The organism is Kitasatospora sp. NPDC056138 (assembly GCF_042264695.1).
Lineage (GTDB): Bacteria > Actinomycetota > Actinomycetes > Streptomycetales > Streptomycetaceae > Kitasatospora.
In genome coordinates this window covers 1-17,899 of the sequence record NZ_JBHJVK010000089.1, presented here as the reverse complement: position 1 = coordinate 17,899, position 17,899 = coordinate 1, and the positions used below count along the sequence as shown (strand labels likewise).

The following is a 17,899-nucleotide window of genomic DNA, read 5'->3' as shown; positions in this document are numbered from 1 at the left end:
CGGGCCGGGGGCCGACGTTTTGTCGGCCGTGACCGCATTATCCTCGGTGCAGCCCGAGCCTGGACGTGCGGATCCGAGACTCGGGTTCCTTACCGCAACAACCCTCCCCACGAACCGACCGAGGAGCCTCCCGCGTGAGCGCCAACAACCCTGCCGCCGTAATCGTGCTCGCCGCCGGTGGCGGCACTCGGATGAAGTCGAAGCGCCTGCCCAAGGTGCTGCACGAGATCTGCGGGCGCACGCTGGTCGGTCACGCGGTCGCCGCCGCCGAGGAGTTGGCGCCCGAGCACCTGGTCGTGGTGGTCGGGCACATGCGCGAGCTGGTCCAGCAGCACCTGGCGGAGCGCTACGAGGGCGCGCGCACCGCCGTCCAGACGGAGCAGAACGGCACCGGTCACGCGGTGCGCACCGCGCTGGAGTCGCTGGCCGCCGACGGCGTGGAGCTGAACGGCACCGTGGTGGTCACCACCGGCGACGCCCCGCTGCTGACCGGTGCGACGCTGGCCGCGCTGGTGGCGGCGCACGCCGAGCAGGGCAACGGTGTGACGGTCCTCACCGCGGTCGTCCCCGACTCCTTCGGCTACGGCCGGATCCTGCGCAGCGAGGGCGACGGCTCGGTGGCCGCGATCGTCGAGGAGAAGGACGCGACCGAGGCCCAGCGGGCGATCGACGAGATCAACTCGGGTGTCTTCGCCTTCGACGCCAAGCTGCTGGTCGAGGCACTCGGCCGCCTGAACACCGACAACTCGCAGGGCGAGGAGTACCTCACCGACACCCTGCAGATCCTGCGTACCTTGGGCCACCGGGTCGGCGCGGTCGTCGCGGGCGACTTCCGCGACATCCTCGGCATCAACGACCGGGTCCAGCTGGCCGAGGCCCGGCGGATCCTGAACGCACGGCTCGTCGAGCGTGCGATGCGTGCGGGCGTCACCGTGGTGGACCCGGCGTCCACCTGGATCGACGTCCAGGTGACGTTCGAGCCGGACGCGGTGGTGCTGCCCAACACCCAGCTGCACGGCACCACCCACCTGGGCGAGGGCAGCGAGGTCGGTCCGAACTGCACCCTGACCGACACCCTGGTCGGCCCCGACGCGCATGTGAGCAACGCCACCACGCTCGGTGCCGAGATCGGCGAGGCGGCCTCGGTCGGCCCGTACGCGTACCTGCGCCCGGGGACCAGGCTGGCCCGCAAGGCCAAGGCCGGCACCTATGTGGAGATCAAGAACTCCGAGGTCGGCGAGGGCTCCAAGGTCCCGCACCTCTCGTACATCGGCGACGCCACGATCGGCGAGGGCAGCAACATCGGCGCGGCCTCCGTCACCGTCAACTACGACGGGGTGAACAAGCACCGCACCACGATCGGCTCCTACTGCCGCACGGGTTCGGACAACATGTTCATCGCGCCGGTGACGGTCGGGGACGGCGCCTACACGGCGGCCGGATCGGTGATCACCAACGACGTGCCGGCCGGCGCACTGGGCGTCTCCCGGGCGCAGCAGCGCAACATCGCGGGTTGGGTGGAGCGCAAGCGCCCCGGCACCGACTCCGCTCGTGCGGCCGCGGCCGCCACGGACGGGGCCGCCGGGACGGTCGAGGACTGAACGGCCTACGGGGGATCTTGAGGAGTGGTCCCGGGGCGGACGCTTCCGGCCGGGGCGCGTAACCTGGTGTACATACGTGCGCCACTGGGCTGACTGCCCGTTCCTGGGCGTACTCCCAATCCCCCGTTGACCACCGGCCAGGCCCCGGCCCGGCGCGGCCCGGCGGGTTCATGTGCGGCAGCAACGCGAGGAGACGGTGCAGTGAGCGGGATCACGACGTCGGGTGAGAAGAAGCTCAAGCTCTTCTCCGGCCGTGCCCACCCGGAGCTGGCGAAGGAGGTTGCCGAGGCCCTGGGCACCGAACTCGTCCCGACCAAGGCCCTGGACTTCGCCAACGGCGAGATCTACGTCCGCTTCCTGGACTCCGCCCGCGGTGCGGACTGCTTCGTGATGCAGAGCCACACGGCTCCCATCAACCAGTGGATCATGGAGCAGCTGATCATGATCGATGCTCTGAAGCGGGCCTCCGCCAAGAGCATCACCGCGATCCTTCCGTTCTACGGCTACGCCCGTCAGGACAAGAAGCACCTGGGTCGCGAGCCGATCTCGGCCCGGCTGATCGCCGACCTGCTGCGCCAGGCCGGCGCGGACCGCCTGATGGCGGTGGACCTGCACACCGCGCAGATCCAGGGCTTCTTCGACGGCCCGGTGGACCACCTGTTCGCGCTGCCGCTGCTGGCCGACTACATCGGCGACAAGGTGTCCAACGACAAGCTGACCGTCGTCTCGCCGGACGCCGGCCGGGTGAAGGTGGCCGACCAGTGGTGCGACCGCCTGGACGCCCCGCTGGCGATCATCCACAAGCGCCGCGACATGACGCAGGCCAACACCATCCTGTCGGCCGAGGTGGTCGGTGACGTCAAGGGCCGGGTCTGCGTCCTGGTCGACGACATGATCGACACCGCCGGCACCATCTGCGCCGCCGCCGACGCGCTGTTCGAGAACGGTGCCGCCGACGTCATCGTGGCCGCCACCCACGGTGTGCTGTCCGGCCCGGCCGCCGACCGCCTGAAGAACTCGCGGGTCAGCGAGTTCGTCTTCACCAACACCCTGCCGACCCCGGCCGAGCTCCAGCTCGACAAGGTGACCACGCTCTCCATCGCCCCGTCGATCGCCGCCGCGATCCGCGAGGTCTTCGAGGAGGGCTCGGTCACCAGCCTGTTCGAGGGCGTGCACTGACCCAGGCGGTACGAACGGCCCCGGCACCACGAGGTGTCGGGGCCGATTTCGTGCTCGATGGGAGGTGCGGTTAGACTCTTGAGACTGCTCGGCGAGGGATGTCGTGTGCCCGTACGGGTGCCTGATCCGTGATCGACGCGCTGCCTCGGCCGTGGTTTGGCCGATTGCAGATCCGTCCGCCGCCGAGTGGCCCCCCAACGTACTTGAGGGTGTGCCCCGGCGGTTTTTCGTCTGTCGCCCGCACCCCGCGCCAGTTCTCACGAGGAGTGCAGTCGTGTCCGAGATCCGCCTTGCCGCCGAAGCCCGTACCGAGTTCGGCAAGGGTGCCGCCCGTCGCGCTCGTCGCGCCGGCTTCGTCCCCGGTGTCGTCTACGGCCACGGCCACACCCCGGTTCACCTGAACCTGCCCGGCCACGACCTGATGATGGCCCTGAAGACCCCGAACGCCCTGCTGGTCGTGCCGATCGACGGCAAGGACGAGTACGTGCTGCCGAAGGCCGTTCAGCGCGAGGCCATCAAGCGCACCATCGAGCACGTCGACCTGCTGCTGGTCAAGCGTGGCGAGAAGGTCACCGTCGAGATCCCGGTCAACGTCGAGGGCGAGCTGGCCCCCGGTGGCAACCTGGTCGAGCACGTGCTGAACACCCTGGCGATCGAGGCCGAGGCCACCCACCTGCCCGAGTCGGTCACCGTCTCGGTCGAGGGCCTGGAGGCCGGTGCCTCCGTCCACGCCAAGGACATCACCCTGCCGAAGGGCGTCACGCTGGCCGTCGACGCCGACGCCGTCGTGCTGCAGATCATCGGTGCCCAGGCCCCCGAGGCCACCGAGGAGTCCGCCGAGGGCGAGACCGTCGAGGCCTGAGCCTGAAGGCTCGTCCGTCCGCTGCCCCGGACCGCTCCCCAGGAGCGGCCGGGGCAGCGGCATGTCCGGGATGATGGGGGAATCGAGTGAGGAGCGGTTCATGAGTGACGAAGCGTACGAGGGCCCCTGGCTGATCGTCGGTCTCGGCAACCCGGGCGAGGGCTTCGCCCGGAACCGGCACAACATCGGCTTCATGGTGGTGGATCTGCTGGCCGAGCGGATCGGGGCCAGGTTCAAGGCCCACAAGAGCCGGGCCCAGGTCGCCGAGGGCCGCCTGTGCGGGCAGCGGGTGGTCCTGGCCAAGCCGATGACCTTCATGAACCTCTCCGGTGGGCCGACCACGGCGCTGCGCGACTTCTACAAGGCGCCCGCCTCGGCCGTCGTGGCGGTCCACGACGAGCTGGACATCGACTACGCCACCCTGCGGCTCAAGCTGGGCGGCGGCGACAACGGGCACAACGGCCTGAAGTCCATCACCAAGTCGCTCGGCCCCGGCTACCACCGGGTGCGCTGCGGCATCGGCCGTCCGCCGGGCCGGATGGAGGTCGCGGACTTCGTGCTCAAGGACTTCTCGGCCGCCGAGCGCAAGGAGCTCGACTGGTTCGTGGACCGCTCCGCCGACGCGGTCGAGGCACTGCTCTCCGAGGGGCTCGAACGCGCGCAGGGCAGCTACAACTCCTGAAGCGGCGCCGCGCTCCTGACGTGATGTCAACCTGGCGCGCCTCCTTGCACAACGGTCGTACAACGCTTGCGTCGAGGGGGCCTGATCGGTGTGGGAACGTCATGTCCGATCGGATACGGTCGTGCCCTAGTACGCGCAGGATTGAGCGCAGGATTCTGGGGGTAAGGACCGTGGTTCGGTCACAACGCGTCCGGGTGGGGCGTGCGGTCGGCGGAGTGGTGATGCTCGTCGGTCTCACCGCGCTGGGTGCACCGGCGGCGCAGGCCGCCGACTCCTCGGGCGGCACGGACACGCCCGAGCCGGCAGCCGCGCAGCTGACGCCGCCGGCCTCCGGGAAGGTGGGCGGCTCGGCCGGGCTGTACGCGGTCGGCGGCGGTCTGGTGATGGTCGCGGGCGGCGCGACGCTCTGGGTGAAGCGCAAGCGCGCGGGCCAGATCACCATCCACTGACGCCGCGTCAGGAGGGTTCGCCGGGCGACCGGTCAAGGGCGCGGGGAGCCGCGCGGGTGGCCACCTGGGAAAGGTGCCGGCCCGCGCGGCTCCCCGCGCCCGCGCCCGCGCGGTCGCCGTCAGCCGGTGTTGCGCAGGCCGGCGGCGATGCCGTTGACGGTCAGCAGCAGGGCGCGGGCCCGCAGCGGGTCCTCCGGCCGGCCGGCGGCGACCTCCTCGCGCTGGCGGCGCAGCAGGGCGACCTGCAGGTAGGAGATCGGGTCGAGGTAGGCGTCCCGGACGGTGAAGGTCTGCTTCAGCACCTCGTTGTGCTCCAGGAGTTCGCTCTCGCCGGTGAGGCGGAGCACCTCACGCAGGGTCAGTTCGTGCTCGGCCACGATCTGGTCGAAGACGTGGTGCAGTTCGGCGGGGACGAGCTGCTCGACGTAGTGGCGGGCGATCCGCAGGTCGGTCTTGGCCAGCGTCATCGCGACGTTGGACAGGAAGTTGCGGAAGAAGTGCCACTGTCCGTACATCTCGCCGAGCACGTCGCCGAGTCCCGCCTCGCGGGCGGCGGCCAGGCCCGAGCCGACGCCGTACCAGCCGGGGACGATCTGCCGGGACTGGGTCCAGCCGAAGACCCACGGGATGGCGCGCAGTCCGTCGAGACCGGCCCCCGAGTCGGGACGGCGGGACGGACGGGAGCCCAGGTGCAGCGAGGCGAGCTGGTCGACCGGGGTGGCCGCGAAGAAGTACTTGGGCAGGTCCTCCTGCTCGACCAGGGCGCGGTACGCGGTGTGGGCGGCCTCGGAGACCTGGTCCATCGCGGCGTCCCAGCGGGCGAGTTCCTCGGGGGCCTGGCGCGGGGAGGTGTGCAGGGCGGACGCGGCCAGGGTGGCCGACAGGGTCAGCTCCAGGTTCTCCCGGGCGAGGGAGGGCAGCAGGTACTTGTCGGAGATGACCTCGCCCTGCTCGGTGACCTTGATCTCGCCCTCCAGGGTGCCCCAGGGCTGGGCCAGGATGGCCTCGTGCGAGGGGCCGCCGCCGCGGCCGACGGTGCCGCCGCGGCCGTGGAACAGCCGCAGCCGGATGCCGTACCGGTGGGCGACGTCGCGCAGCCTGCGCTGGGCGCGGTGGATCTCCCACTGGGAGGTGGTGATGCCGCCGAACTTGGAGGAGTCGGAGTAGCCGAGCATGACCTCCTGGACGTCGCCGCGCAGTGAGACCAGCAGCCGGTAGGAGGGGTCGGAGAGCATCTCCTCCAGGATCCGGTCGGCCTGCTGGAGTTCGTCGGTGGTCTCCAGGAGCGGCACGATGCCGATCTTGGCGATCCCGGAGTGCAGGTCGATCAGACCCGCCTCGCGGGCCAGTACGGTCGCCGCGAAGACGTCGTCCGCGCCCTGGCACATCGAGATGATGTAGCTCTCGACGATCTCGTCGCCGAAGCGCTCGAAGCCCTCGCGGATGGTGTTGAAGACGCCCAGGGTCTTGGTCCCGGCGGCGTCCAGCGGGGCCGGGGTCGGGGCCAGCGGGCGGCGCGAGCGCAGCTCCTTGGCGAGCAGCTTCTGGCGGTACTCGCGCGGCATGTCGTTGTAGCGCCAGGCCTCCTCGCCGAGCCGGTCGAAGAGCTGGCCGAGGGCGTGGTGGTGGGCCTCGGCGTGCTCGCGCACGTCCATGGTGGCGAGCTGGAGGCCGAAGGCCTCGATGGTGCGGATCGCGCGGGCCAGGCGGCCGTCGGCGATCAGCTCGCCGCGGTGGGCGCGCAGCGAGTCCTGGACGAGCTTCAGGTCGGCGATCAGCTCGCGGGTGCCGAGGTAGTCGCGGCCGTTGACGTGCGGGGTGCCGGCGGCCAGGCGCTCGCGGGTGTTCTCCAGCTTGAGGCGGACGCAGGTGGCCTTGAGGCGGTACGGCTCCTCGGCGTTCATCCGCTTGTAGCGCGGGCTGAGCTCGGGCAGCAGCTTGAGGTCGGCGTCCAGCGAGGCGAGCAGTTCGTCGGAGGCGCCGGCCAGCCGGACCGAGGTGGAGAGCGAGGCGCGCAGGTCGTCGATGGTGGCCAGGGCGTCCTTGATGCCGTACTCGTGCTGGAGGTTGAGCACGTCCCAGGTGACGGCCGGGGTGACGTTCGGGTTGCCGTCGCGGTCGCCGCCGATCCAGGTGCCGAAGGTCAGCGGACGGACGCCCTCGGGGAGGTTCAGGCCCACCCGGGCCAGCTCCTCGTGCAGCTCCTCCAGCACCTCGGGGACGGCGTCGCGGTAGAGCTCGTCCAGGTAGTAGACGGCGTTGCGGGCCTCGTCGGCGGGCTCGGGGCGGGCGATCCGCAGCTCGTCGGTCTGCCAGAGCAGGTCGATGACCTCGGCCAGACGGCGGTCGGCGCTGCGGCGCGCGGAGGTGTGGCGGGCCGGGTCCGCGGTGGCCAGGCCCGAGGCGGTGTGCTCGCGGTGGATGCGCTCCAGCAACTCGCCGATCCGGCGCAGCTTGTTGAGCACGCTGCGGCGGGCCGCCTCGGTCGGGTGCGCGGTGAAGACCGGACGGACCGCCAGGTTGGCCAGGGTGTCGGCGAGGTGCTTGGGGTCGGCGTCGGAGAGCTGGTCGGCGGTCTGCGCCAGCGGGGAGCCCTCGCGGGAGCGGCGGGCGGCGAACTCCTGGCCCCGGTGCACCTGTTCGGTGACGTTCGCCAGGTGGAAGTAGGTGGAGAAGGCCCGCACCAGCTTCGCGGCGGTCTCCAGGTCGATGCCGGAGAGCAGTTCGGCGGTGGCCTCGCCGTTGGTGCGGCTCAGCAGGCGTACCTGCTCGACCAGGCCGAGCAGTTCGGGACCCTCCTGGCGGACCAGGGTCTCGCCGAGCAGGTCGCCGAGGCGGCGGATGTCCGCACGCAGGGCCGCGTTGTCGGCGACCGGGTCGACGGGCTGGGTGGAGTTGTCCGCCGAGGTGGGGACCGGAGCGGTCACGGCTGGCTCCCTGATGTGGTGGGGTTCGGCAACGGCTCTCGTCACCAGAGTGGGCAACGGCTCTCGTCACCAGAGTGAAGGCGACGTGTGCGGACCGCGCTGTCCGACGCGACCAGCATAGGTGGCACCGGGTGCCGCGCCCGCGACATAACCGGATGGCGGACAACGGAACCTCCCGGGCCGCGCCGCCCGCGCGGGAAGTCCGTGGCTGCCGTCGGAGGGGCCACCGTAGGCTGTCTCCCATGAGCAAGTCGGCTGAGGGGGGCGGGCCGGTCCACTCACTGTGGTGGTGGCGTCGGCGCCGTAGCGCGCTGCTGGACATCGGTCTGGCCGTGCTGGCCGGGCTGGAGTGCGCCTTCGGGGCGTACGGGACGGTGCACGACCGGCTGGGCCAGAGTGCGCAGCTGGGGGCGGTCGCGGCGGTGCTGGGGGCACTGGCCGGGGCCAGCCTGGTGGTACGGCGGCGCTGGCCGGCCGTGCCGGTGCTGGTGGCGTTGGTCTTCGTCCCCGGTCTGTTCGGGGTCGTGCTGCTGGTGGTCTCGCTGTACACGCTGGCGGGGACCTGGGAGTGGCCCTCGCGGCGGGGGCGGGTGCTGGGGCTCTCCGCGGTGGCGCTGGTGGAGACCTTCGGGATGGTGCTGTTCGCCATCTTCACCCCGGTGCCCGATCCGGGCCCCGCACCCGAGCAGATCCCACCGACCTGGGTGTTCGTCCTGCTGGCGGTGCTGGTCGCGGTCGGCCTGACCGTGCTCCCGGTGGTCACCGGGCTGTACATGGGCGCGCGCCGCCGTCTGGTGGAGTCGCTCAAGGACCGCGCGCAGGGCCTGGAGACCGAGCTGGACCTGCTGGCCGAGCAGGCCAGGGAGCGCGCCCGCCGGGCCCGGCTGGAGGAGCGCACCCGGATCGCCCGCGAGATGCACGACGTGGTGGCGCACCGGGTCAGCCTGATGGTGGTGCACGCCTCGGCGCTGGAACGCATCGTCGCCAAGGATCCGGAGAAGGCGCAGCAGAGCGCCAGGCTGATGGGCGAGGTCGGACGCCAGGCCCTGAACGAGCTGCGCGAGATCCTCGGGGTGCTGCGGATGTCCGAGGCGGTGGTGGAGATCCAGGACGGCCTGGAGGACCTGCCGCAGCTGGTCGAGCAGTCCGAGGCGGCGGGCATGGCGGTGACGCTGACGGTCAGCGGTACCCGCAGGCCGTTCAGCACCCAGGCGGAGCAGACCGCGTACCGGGTGGTGCAGGAGGCGCTGACCAACGCGCACAAGCACGCTGCCGGGGCGCAGGTCGCCGTGGTGCTGGCGTACGTGCCGAACGGGGTCCGGGTGGCCGTGGTGAACGACCGCGCGGACGGCGGCGGGAGCCGGGTGGCGCTGCCCAGCGGCGGCAACGGGCTGGTCGGGATGCGCGAGCGGGTGCTCGCGCTCGGGGGCAGTTTCTCGGCCGGGCCCGAGGACGGCGGGGGCTTCCGGGTGGAGGCGGTGCTGCCGTCACGGCTCGCGGTCCCCGCCGAACGCCTGGTCTGAGCCGGCTCCCGGGGGCGGAGAGGAGCACCACGGGGCGCGGGCGACTGCGCGCGCAACCCTCTGCCCCCGTGGAGGGGCTGTCGCGCCGCCCCGCGCCCCCTGGGGAGCCGGTCAGTGCTGGGCGGCGGGGCGTTCCGGGAGGAGGCGCTCCGGGAGGAGACCGAGGACCAGGGCGGTGACCGCGTGGTCGATGGTCGGCCCGAGGAACCACTCGCCGGTGTGGTCCAGGCTGTAGACCCGGCCGTCCTCGTCGATGGCCAGCAGCGCCAGCCCGTACTGCTCCTCGCCCAGCGGTGCCACCTGCCGGCCCAGTGCCCGGCCGAGGTCGGCCAGGGTGCGCGGCTGGTGCAGCCCGCAGAGCGGGTCGATCAGGAACGGCGTGCGGGCCATCAGCCGGCCGGGCCCGGACTGGTCGAGGAACAGCCCGCCGAACTCGGCCCAGGCCTCGACGGCCGCGGGGAAGACGGTGTGCCGGGGTTCGTCCGGGCCGCCGTGGCCGGCCAGTTGGTCCGCCCACTCCTCGGCCTGGCGGATCTCCCAGCGGCCCGGGTGCCAGCCGGCCTGCTTGAGTGCGGCGGCGACATCGGCGGGGAAGCGGGGCTGGGTGCGGACGGCGGACGCGTTCAGGACGTGCTCCGGTGGCTGGGGACAGGGACGGTGGCGGGCGGGGCCCACGGTGACATGACGGGAAGTGCTCGGTGCACGGACGGGCGGGTCACCTGTCGGTCGGTCCGACGGCGACGCTCGCGACGTTCAGGTGCTCCAGCAGCGGGAGGCAGGAGCGGCACGGCGGCGCGTGCGTCCCGTGCGCGGGGTCGCCCTCCTCGCGGATCCGGACGGTGGTCAGCCGGGCCCCCTTGAGCGCCTTGCGGGCGTCCTGCAGGGTGAGCGGCTTGCGGGCGGCGCGCTTGGAGCGCCCCGCGTCCACCTTGGCCAGGTACCGGGAGAGCAGCACCGCCTCCGGGCAGCGGCCGAGGAAGCGCTCCCGGTGCTCCATCGGCAGGGTGGCGAGGAAGTCGCCGACCAGGGGGTGCAGCTGGGGCCGGGCGTCCGGCTTGTCCCCGGCCAGGGTGTGCACCTCGCCGCTCCTGAGCGAGAGCGCGGCGGCCACGGCGGGCAGCAGGCTGTCCCGGTGGTGGCGCAACACCGGGGCCGCGCCTGGCTGTTCCGGGTGCTGCACGGCTGCTCCTCGCTCTCCACTGGCCGGCAGTCTCGGGCTGCCGGAGGTCTGCTGACGGTGGGTGACACCTCAGGGTAGGGACCCAAGACTGCCAAACGTCCACGACAATCGCCGACTCGGGGTGGAAGGACCGCCGCTGCGGCGCTGTTCCGGCGGCCCGCAAGTGCCCGTCGTCGGTTTCCGGATTCGGACCCCGGCCGGTCGCGGCGGCCGGTAGCGTTCGGGCTGCGGGGCAGGGCCGTTCGAACTGCGGTGGGGGCACACTCCCGGTCTTCGGCCGGGGGAGAGCAGGTCGGGCCGGTTCCGTGCTGGGGCAGTGGGGGCTGCCGGGCGGAGGAGTCCCGGCGCCGGGCAAGGGGGGTCTTGCGATGACGTACACGCCTGCGGGCGAATCCGGTCGGACGCGGCAGGTGGACGGAGCACTCCCGCGGCAGGGGGCGCACCCGGAGCCCGACACGCCGGCTGCGGGAGCGGATGCCACGAAAGCGCCGGCTGCGGGAGCGGCGCCGCAGCGGATCGGCCTGGCCGTGGTCGGAGCCGGGTACTGGGGGCCGAACCTGGTCCGCAACGCCCAGCAGACCGCGGCACTGCGCCTGCACTGGCTCTGCGACCTGGACGAGGAACGTTCGCGCCGGGTGCTCGGGCGGTACAGCACGGTCGGCACGACCACCTCCTTCGACGAGGTGCTGGCCGACGAGCGGGTGCGGGCGGTCGCCGTCGCCACCCCCGCCGCCACGCACTACCGGCTGGTACGGGCCGCGCTGGAGGCTGGGAAGCACGTCCTGGTCGAGAAGCCGATCACCACCACCGCCGACGAGGCCGCCGAACTGGTCGACCTGGCCGAGCGCAGCGGCCTGGTGCTGATGTGCGACCACACCTTCTGCTACACCCCGGTGGTCCGCCGGATCCGCGAACTGGTGCACGGGGGCGAGCTCGGCGACCTCCAGTTCTTCGACTCGGTGCGGATCAACCTCGGCCTGGTCCAGCCCGACGTGGACGTCCTGTGGGACCTGGCCCCGCACGATCTGTCCATCCTCGACTTCGTCCTGCCGCCGGGCGTCGTCCCGGTGGGGGTCAGCGCCCAGGCCGCCGACCCGATCGGGGCCGGGCGCGCCTGCGTGGCGTACCTGACGGTGCGGCTCAGCAACGGCGCCCTCGCCCACTGCCACGTCAACTGGCTCTCCCCGACCAAGGTGCGGACCACCCTGATCGGCGGCTCCCGGCGCACCCTGGTCTGGGACGACCTCAACCCGCAGGCCCGGCTCGCCGTGCACGACCGCGGTGTCGATCTCACCCCGCCCGAGCAGCTGACCGAGGAGATCCGCCACCAGGCCCGGATCTCCTACCGGGTCGGCGACATGGTCGCGCCGGCGCTGTCCGAGCAGGAGGCGCTGCGCACCGTGATGGCCGAGTTCGCCGACGCCGTCACGACCGGGCGGGCCCCGCTCACCGACGGGCGGGCCGGGCTGCGGGTGCTGCGCCTGCTGCACGCCGCCGCCCGCAGCCTCGAACTCAAGGGCGCCACCGTGCCGGTGGACGCCGACCACGTGACCACGACTCAGGAGAGGGCCGCCGCCCGATGAACGCTGTCGCCATTGAGGGCTCCCGCTGCCTGGTCACGGGGGGAGCGGGCACCATCGGCTCCACCGTGGTGGACCAGCTGATCGCGGCCGGCGCCCGCGAGGTCGTCGTGCTGGACAACTTCGTCCGGGGCCGGATGGCCAACCTCGCGCACGCGGAGTCGATCGCCGCCCCCGGGCAACTGCGGGTGGTGGAGGGCGACATCCGCGACCGGGCACTGCTGCGCGACCTGCTCGACCCCGGCACCGACCTGCTCTTCCACCTCGCCGCGATCCGGATCACCCAGTGCGCCAGCGAGCCCAGGCTCGCCCTGGAGATCATGGTGGACGGCACCTTCGACGTGGTCGAGGCCGCCGCCGAGAAGGGCGTCGGCAAGGTGATCGCCTCCTCCACCGCCTCGGTCTACGGTCTCGCCGACACCTTCCCCACCCCCGAGACCCAGCACCCCTACAACAACGACACCCTCTACGGCGCCGCCAAGGTCTTCAACGAGGGCCTGCTGCGCAGCTTCCACGCCATGCACGGCCTGGACTACGTCGCACTGCGCTACTTCAACGTGTACGGACCCCGGATGGACGTGCACGGCAAGTACACCGAGGTGTTCATCCGCTGGATGGAGCGGATCGCCGCCGGACAGCCGCCGCTCATCTTCGGCGACGGCGCCCAGACCATGGACTTCGTCTACACCGAGGACATCGCCCGCGCCAACCTGCTGGCCGCCGCAGCCCCCGTCACCGACCGGGTCTACAACATCGCCAGCGCCACCGAGGTCTCGCTGCGCGGCCTCGCCGACGCCCTGCTGGCCGCGATGGACCGCTCCGACCTGGACGTCGAGCACGGCCCGGCCCGGGGCACGGCCGGCGGTGTGGTCCGGCGGCTCGCCGACATCTCGGCCGCCCAGCGCGACCTCGCCTGGAAGCCGGAGCTCGGCCTGGACGAGGGCCTGCGCAAGCTGGTCGCCTGGTGGCGCGAGCAGTAACTCCCCGTACCTGACGACCAGTTCGGAGTGCCTCTGTGTCCACCGTCCCTGTCCTGCCCACTATTCCCGTCATGGTGCCCTGGCTCGGCGAGGAGGAGGCCCAGGCCGCCGCCGAGGCCGTCCGTTCCGGCTGGGTGGCCCAGGGCCCCCGGGTCGCCGCGTTCGAGCGGGCCTTCGCCGAACACCTCGGCGTCCCGCACGCCGTCGCCGTCTCCTCCTGCACCACCGCCCTGCACCTGGCACTCGTCGGCGCGGGCGTCGGCCCCGGGGACGAGGTCGTGGTGCCCTCGCTCTCCTTCATCGCCACCGCCAACGCCGTCACCTACGTCGGTGCCACGCCGGTCTTCGCGGACGTCGACCCGGCGAGCGGCAACCTCACCGCCGAGACCGTCGCCCCGCTGCTCACCGACCGCACGAAGGCCGTCATCGCGGTGGACCAGGGCGGCGTGCCGGTCGACCTGGACGCCGTCGAGGCACTGGTCCGTCCACGCGGCGTCACCGTGGTCGAGGACGCCGCCTGCGCCGCAGGTGCGCTGCTGCGCGGCCGCCCGGCCGGCCGCACGGCCGAGATCGCCGCGTACTCCTTCCACCCGCGCAAGCTGCTCACCACCGGCGAGGGCGGCATGGTCACCTGCCAGGACGGCGAACTCGCCGCCCGGCTGCGGCGCCTGCGCGAGCACGGGATGAGCGTCTCGGCCGCCGACCGGCACGCCGGGGGCGGAGCGGCCGCGCTGGAGACCTACGACGAGATCGGCTTCAACTACCGGATGACGGACATCCAGGCCGCGATCGGCCTGGTCCAGCTGCGCAGACTGCCCGAACTCGTCCGCCGCCGCCGTGAACTCGCCGACCGCTACCGCCGGCTGCTCGGCCCGCTCGGGACGCGGCTGGTGGCCGACCCGGAGCACGGCACCGGCAACTACCAGAGCTGCTGGCTGCTGCTGCCCGACGGCGCACCCGACCGCACCGAGGTGCTCGACCGGCTCGCCGCCGCCGGGGTCTCGGCCCGCAGGGGCATCATGGCCGCCCACCTGGAGGCCCCGTACAAGGGCACCGAACGCGTGCCGCTGCCCGCGACCGAGCTGCTCACCCGGCGTTCGCTGATCCTGCCGCTGTTCCACGCGCTGACCGAGGAGCAGCAGGACCGGGTGGCCGCCGCACTCATCACCGCCGTGGGGTGAGCCGGCCGGGGCGCGGGACGCCGCCCGGCCGACCGCGTGGGCGCGGACCGAAGGCACCGGTCCGCACCGGGCCGCACCGGCCCCGCCCGGAACGTGCCGCACCGCCGCCGTGGAGCGGGCCGCCAAGCGGCGGCCCGTGCCCCTGGCCTGCCGTCCGACCGACCGACCGCCGATCCAGAGCTGCCCGAGGGGGCCCTGCATGACCGCCATTCCGCTCGTCGACCTGCAAGCCGCGCACGCCGAGGTGGCGGAGGAGGTGCGCGAGGGCTTCGACCGGGTGCTCGCCACCGGCGCCTACATCAAGGGCCCGGACGTCGCCGCCTTCGAGGCCGAGTACGCCGAGTTCTCGGGGGTCCGGCACGCGGTCGGCACCGCCAACGGCACCGACGCCCTGGAACTGGCGCTCCGGGCGCTGCGGCTGGCGCCCGGCGCGGGCGTGGTGCTGCCCGCCAACACCTTCGTGGCCACCGCCGAGGCCGTGGTCCGCGCGGGCCTGCGGCCGGTCCTGGTCGACGTCGACCCCGAGCACCTGCTGATCGACCCGGCCCTGGCCGCCGAGGCACTGCCCGGGGTCGCCGCGCTGGTCCCGGTCCACCTGAACGGCCAACTCGCGCCCATGCAGCCGCTGCTGGACGTCGCCGACGGCCGCCCGGTGATCGAGGACGGCGCCCAGTCCCAGGGGGCCCGCCAGCACGGCCGGGTCTCCGGCTCCTGGGGCCGGATCTCCGCCACCAGCTTCTACCCGGGCAAGAACCTCGGCGCGTACGGCGACGCGGGTGCCGTCGTCACCGACGACGAGGAGCTCGCCGGTGCCGTACGGCTGATCGGCGACCACGGCTCGGGCCGCAAGTACGTGCACGAGACCTTCGGCTTCAACTCCCGTCTGGACACCCTCCAGGCCGTGGTGCTGCGGGCCAAGCTGCGCCGCCTGCCCGGCTGGAACGAGGCCCGCCGGGCCGCCGCCGCCCGCTACGACGAGCTGCTCGGGGGGTTCGACCGGATCTCCCTGCCGCGCACCCTGCCCGGGAACGAGCACGTCTGGCACCTGTACGCGGTCCGGGTGGAGCGCGGGCGGGACGAGGTGCTCGCGGAGCTCCAGGCGGCCGGGATCGGCGCCGGGATCCACTACCCCGTGCCGGTCCACCTCCAGCCGGCCTTCCGCGGACTCGGTTACGCCGAGGGCAGCTTCCCGGTCACCGAGCGCGCCGCCGGGGAGATCCTCACCCTGCCGCTCTTCCCGCAGATCACCGAGGACCAGCAGACCCGGGTGGCCGAGGCGCTGGCCAAGGCCCTGACCCGGACCTGAGACCCGGGTCCGGCCCTCCCGGCGCAACCGGGTCGCGGCCGGGGGTGCCTGGCGGGCCGGCCGCACCCGAGCGCACCGGCCGACAGGTGCGCCCCGCCGTCGGCGGGTGGCCGCGGCGCCAGTGCCGTCCGACGCGCACAGCCGGCTGATCGGGCAGGAGCCCCGTGCCCTAACCGCATACCCGGTTGCCCTGAGGAGGCGCCGGCCCGTACCCCCTAGGCTGGAGTCCAGCAATCGGCACGGACAACGTCGCAGCAGCCAGTGGGGGCAACCAGATGACGACAGGTCGGCCCGGCATCGCCGCAGCGCCGAACGCGGCGTACGCGGGCCAGGTGGTGCACTTCCCGGACCCGGTCCGCGCCGCGGACCACCCGGCCGGGGTGCGGGTGGACGAGTACGGCTACCCGGACTTCAGCCAGTACGCGGTTGCCGCCGCCGAGGTCGCCGACCCGCCCGAGGGCCTCGGCGTGGACGAACTGCGGCTCACCGACTACGTGTCGGCCAACGCCGCGCTCTTCACCCAGGGCCACGAGCTCTGGGCCGACCTGGACACCGCCGTCGCCACCCCGCCCGGCTGGACCTGGCACCACGTCCCCGGCCGGGCGGCACCCGGCTGGCGGCGGATGGAGCTGGTCCCGGTCGAGGTCAAGGCGCTGCTGCGGCACCACGGCGGGCTGGCCTGCTCCCGCGCCGACCACGGCCGCCGGGGCACCCGCCCGCTCCAGGAGCGCCGCCCCGCGCACTTCCCGCTGGCCATGGACGGCGGCGACCCGCTCAGCGTCACCGAGGACCTGGTCCAGCGGGCCGAGCAGCGGCTCGGCCACCCGCTGCCCGCCGCCTACCGCAGCTTCCTCAAGCTGGCCGGCGGCCGGGGCCCGGCCGGGGTCGCGCTGGACACCGAGTGCGGCATGCTGCTCGACCAGCCGTTCCTGACGCTCAGCGAGGAGTACGGGATCCGCGACCTGGTCTACGCGAACAAGTGCCTGCGCGACCACCTCACCAAGGACTACCTGGGCATCGCCTACGTCCAGGGCGGTCTGCTGGCGCTCAAGGTGCGCGGCGAGCGGACCGGTTCGGTCTGGTTCTGCCTCTACGACGACGCCCGTGACAGCGGTGCGCCCGAGAGTCCCGAGGACCGGGTGGCCCGGCTGCTGCTGCCCTGCGGCGCGAGCTTCGACGAGTTCCTGCTCCGGCTGGCCGGGAGCCCGCCGGAGCTGGAGACCGTGGCGGGGATGATGGTGGACGGCGGGTTCGCCCGGGCCGTACCGGTGAACTGATGCTGCGTACGGGCACGGGCAGCAGGAGGACTGAAGGGGTGGACCTGGCGTGGTGACGTACGCGCAGGCGCAGGAACTGGCCGAGGACTGGATCAACGCGGGGGTGCCGCGCTCGCAGCAGCGCGAGGTCCGGGTGCGGGAGTTCGACCTGGGCTTCGTCTGCTGGGCGGTGGACCGGGCCAACGGTCCGTCGGACACTGCGGGCGGCGGTTCGGGCGGACCGGGCGGGCCGGGTACGGAGATCCGGTTGGTGATCGCGCGGGAGAGCGGCGCCAGCACGCTCTGGCCGCCGCTGCCCGTCAACGAGGTGGTCCGCCAGTACGAGGAGTTGTACGGCGGCGAGACCGCCCCCAACCCGGCCGGGGCGGCCAAGCCCGTACGCGGGACCGTCGAGGCGACGTCCTTCCTGCTCACGCCGCCGCAGTGGCTCCAGGAGGCCGGGCAGGCGGCGATCGCGGCGGAGTCCGCGCGGCTCGGCGAGCCGGCCGGGGCCGGTGGCCACGGCGGCGCACCGCTCCCGCCGCCCGCGCAGCCGGTGCACCTGACCGCTCCGCCCGCCTCCGGCCGTCCGGCGGGCAACGCCCCGACGATGCTCGCGCCGCCCGGTCCGTCCGAGTCCGGGGGCACCCCGGCGTCCGGCGTCCCGGCAGCGGGCGCGCCGCCGTTCCCGCACGCTCCCGTGTCGCCGGAAGGCGCCACCGTCCCCTTCCCCGAGGGACTGCTGCCCGGAGACCCGCAGGGTGCCCCCGGCTTCGCCGGGGCCGTCGAGCACGCGCCGACGGTGCTCGCCTCCGACGGACGGTTCGCGCAGGCGGGTCCGCCGCCTGTGGGTCCGCCGCCTGTGGGTCAGCCGCCGGTGGGTGGTCCGGCTTCGACCGGAGCCGCCGGGGGCCCGGGGATCGAGTACGCGCCCACGATGCTCGCGTCCGACGGCGCGCCGGGTCTGATGGGCCTGCCCGGAGCTCCGGGGCTGCCCGGTGTGCCCGAGGGGCCGTCCGCCGCCGGTGCGGCGGGTCGTGCCGCCCCCGGCGCACCGCCGCCACCACCGCCCGCCGAACTGCGCGGTCCGTCGGCGCCGCCGGCCGGCCCCGGGGCCGGCGGCCGGGGGCCGAGCGCACCGCCCCCCCCCCCCCCCGCCGGGCGGGGGGGGTGGCTTATTAAGAAAACCGAGC

General features: G+C 73.3%; 14 protein-coding genes and 1 pseudogene. 12 read left to right on the top strand and 3 right to left on the bottom strand.

The features are described 5' to 3' along the window. Window positions 1–134: 134 nt before the first annotated feature. The 5 genes from glmU to ACFC1R_RS34565 all read left to right on the top strand — a co-directional run bounded on the left by glmU (window position 135) and on the right by ACFC1R_RS34565 (window position 4,773). Window positions 135–1,601: a bifunctional UDP-N-acetylglucosamine diphosphorylase/glucosamine-1-phosphate N-acetyltransferase GlmU gene (glmU, locus tag ACFC1R_RS34585; protein WP_375945558.1), complete on the top strand. Its 1,467-nt coding sequence runs from the start codon at window positions 135–137 to the stop codon at window positions 1,599–1,601. A 201-nt stretch (window positions 1,602–1,802) separates the two neighbouring features. Next, entirely contained in the window at window positions 1,803–2,780 is a 978-nt protein-coding gene (locus ACFC1R_RS34580) for a ribose-phosphate diphosphokinase (RefSeq protein WP_375945556.1), read from the top strand. A 274-nt stretch (window positions 2,781–3,054) separates the two neighbouring features. Continuing rightward, window positions 3,055–3,642, top strand: a complete 588-nt coding sequence (locus ACFC1R_RS34575) for a 50S ribosomal protein L25/general stress protein Ctc (RefSeq protein ID WP_375945554.1) — start codon at window positions 3,055–3,057, stop codon at window positions 3,640–3,642. A gap of 100 nt (window positions 3,643–3,742) precedes the next feature. Next, the gene (gene pth, locus ACFC1R_RS34570; protein WP_375945553.1) at window positions 3,743–4,324 is read left to right on the top strand and encodes an aminoacyl-tRNA hydrolase; all 582 of its coding nucleotides are present in this window, start codon (window positions 3,743–3,745) and stop codon (window positions 4,322–4,324) included. A 221-nt stretch (window positions 4,325–4,545) separates the two neighbouring features. Next, window positions 4,546–4,773 carry a hypothetical protein gene (locus ACFC1R_RS34565; protein WP_375945551.1) on the top strand — a complete coding sequence of 76 codons (228 nt, stop codon included), beginning with the start codon at window positions 4,546–4,548 and terminating at the stop codon, window positions 4,771–4,773. A 119-nt stretch (window positions 4,774–4,892) separates the two neighbouring features. Here ACFC1R_RS34565 and ppc read toward each other — a convergent pair whose 3' ends face one another. Continuing rightward, the gene (ppc, locus tag ACFC1R_RS34560) at window positions 4,893–7,700 is read right to left on the bottom strand and encodes a phosphoenolpyruvate carboxylase (protein ID WP_375945549.1); all 2,808 of its coding nucleotides are present in this window, start codon (window positions 7,698–7,700) and stop codon (window positions 4,893–4,895) included. A gap of 242 nt (window positions 7,701–7,942) precedes the next feature. Here ppc and ACFC1R_RS34555 point away from each other — a divergent pair, with 242 nt between their 5' ends. Continuing rightward, window positions 7,943–9,223, top strand: a complete 1,281-nt coding sequence (locus ACFC1R_RS34555) for a sensor histidine kinase (RefSeq protein WP_375945547.1) — start codon at window positions 7,943–7,945, stop codon at window positions 9,221–9,223. Between the two features lie 111 nt (window positions 9,224–9,334). Here the strand turns inward: ACFC1R_RS34555 and ACFC1R_RS34550 are convergent, their stop codons facing one another. Further along, window positions 9,335–9,850 (bottom strand): SUKH-3 domain-containing protein, encoded by a 516-nt coding sequence (locus ACFC1R_RS34550; RefSeq protein ID WP_375945574.1) that lies wholly within the window; start codon window positions 9,848–9,850, stop codon window positions 9,335–9,337. An 88-nt stretch (window positions 9,851–9,938) separates the two neighbouring features. Further along, window positions 9,939–10,403, bottom strand: coding sequence for a YwqJ-related putative deaminase (locus ACFC1R_RS34545; protein WP_375945545.1), 465 nt, complete (start codon window positions 10,401–10,403; stop codon window positions 9,939–9,941). A 368-nt stretch (window positions 10,404–10,771) separates the two neighbouring features. On the opposite strand from ACFC1R_RS34545, the gene ACFC1R_RS34540 reads away from it, so the two are divergent. The 6 genes and pseudogenes from ACFC1R_RS34540 to ACFC1R_RS34515 form a co-directional block, all read left to right on the top strand. Then, on the top strand, window positions 10,772–11,986 hold the full coding sequence (locus tag ACFC1R_RS34540) for a Gfo/Idh/MocA family protein (protein ID WP_375945543.1): 1,215 nt from the start codon (window positions 10,772–10,774) through the stop codon (window positions 11,984–11,986). Beyond that, a complete protein-coding gene (locus ACFC1R_RS34535; protein ID WP_375945541.1) occupies window positions 11,983–12,963 on the top strand; it encodes an NAD-dependent epimerase/dehydratase family protein in 981 nt (326 codons plus the stop codon). Before ACFC1R_RS34540 ends, ACFC1R_RS34535 begins: the two co-directional genes overlap by 4 nt. 35 nt (window positions 12,964–12,998) lie before the next feature. After that, window positions 12,999–14,144, top strand: coding sequence for a DegT/DnrJ/EryC1/StrS family aminotransferase (locus tag ACFC1R_RS34530; protein WP_375945539.1), 1,146 nt, complete (start codon window positions 12,999–13,001; stop codon window positions 14,142–14,144). 199 nt (window positions 14,145–14,343) lie between these two features. Further along, window positions 14,344–15,450 carry a DegT/DnrJ/EryC1/StrS family aminotransferase gene (locus tag ACFC1R_RS34525; protein ID WP_375945537.1) on the top strand — a complete coding sequence of 369 codons (1,107 nt, stop codon included), beginning with the start codon at window positions 14,344–14,346 and terminating at the stop codon, window positions 15,448–15,450. Between the two features lie 275 nt (window positions 15,451–15,725). Further along, entirely contained in the window at window positions 15,726–16,727 is a 1,002-nt protein-coding gene (locus ACFC1R_RS34520; RefSeq protein WP_375945535.1) for an SMI1/KNR4 family protein, read from the top strand. A 49-nt stretch (window positions 16,728–16,776) separates the two neighbouring features. Next, window positions 16,777–17,899 (top strand): annotated as a pseudogene (locus ACFC1R_RS34515) (hypothetical protein); the annotation flags it as partial.

Coding starts and splice junctions, on each gene's coding strand:
- ACFC1R_RS34540 (WP_375945543.1), top strand. CDS start 10,772: ATGACGTACACGCCTGCGGGCGAATCCGGTCGGACGCGGCAGGTGGAC.
- ACFC1R_RS34555 (WP_375945547.1), top strand. CDS start 7,943: ATGAGCAAGTCGGCTGAGGGGGGCGGGCCGGTCCACTCACTGTGGTGG.
- ACFC1R_RS34535 (WP_375945541.1), top strand. CDS start 11,983: ATGAACGCTGTCGCCATTGAGGGCTCCCGCTGCCTGGTCACGGGGGGA.
- ACFC1R_RS34520 (WP_375945535.1), top strand. CDS start 15,726: ATGACGACAGGTCGGCCCGGCATCGCCGCAGCGCCGAACGCGGCGTAC.
- ACFC1R_RS34525 (WP_375945537.1), top strand. CDS start 14,344: ATGACCGCCATTCCGCTCGTCGACCTGCAAGCCGCGCACGCCGAGGTG.
- pth (WP_375945553.1), top strand. CDS start 3,743: ATGAGTGACGAAGCGTACGAGGGCCCCTGGCTGATCGTCGGTCTCGGC.
- ACFC1R_RS34565 (WP_375945551.1), top strand. CDS start 4,546: ATGCTCGTCGGTCTCACCGCGCTGGGTGCACCGGCGGCGCAGGCCGCC.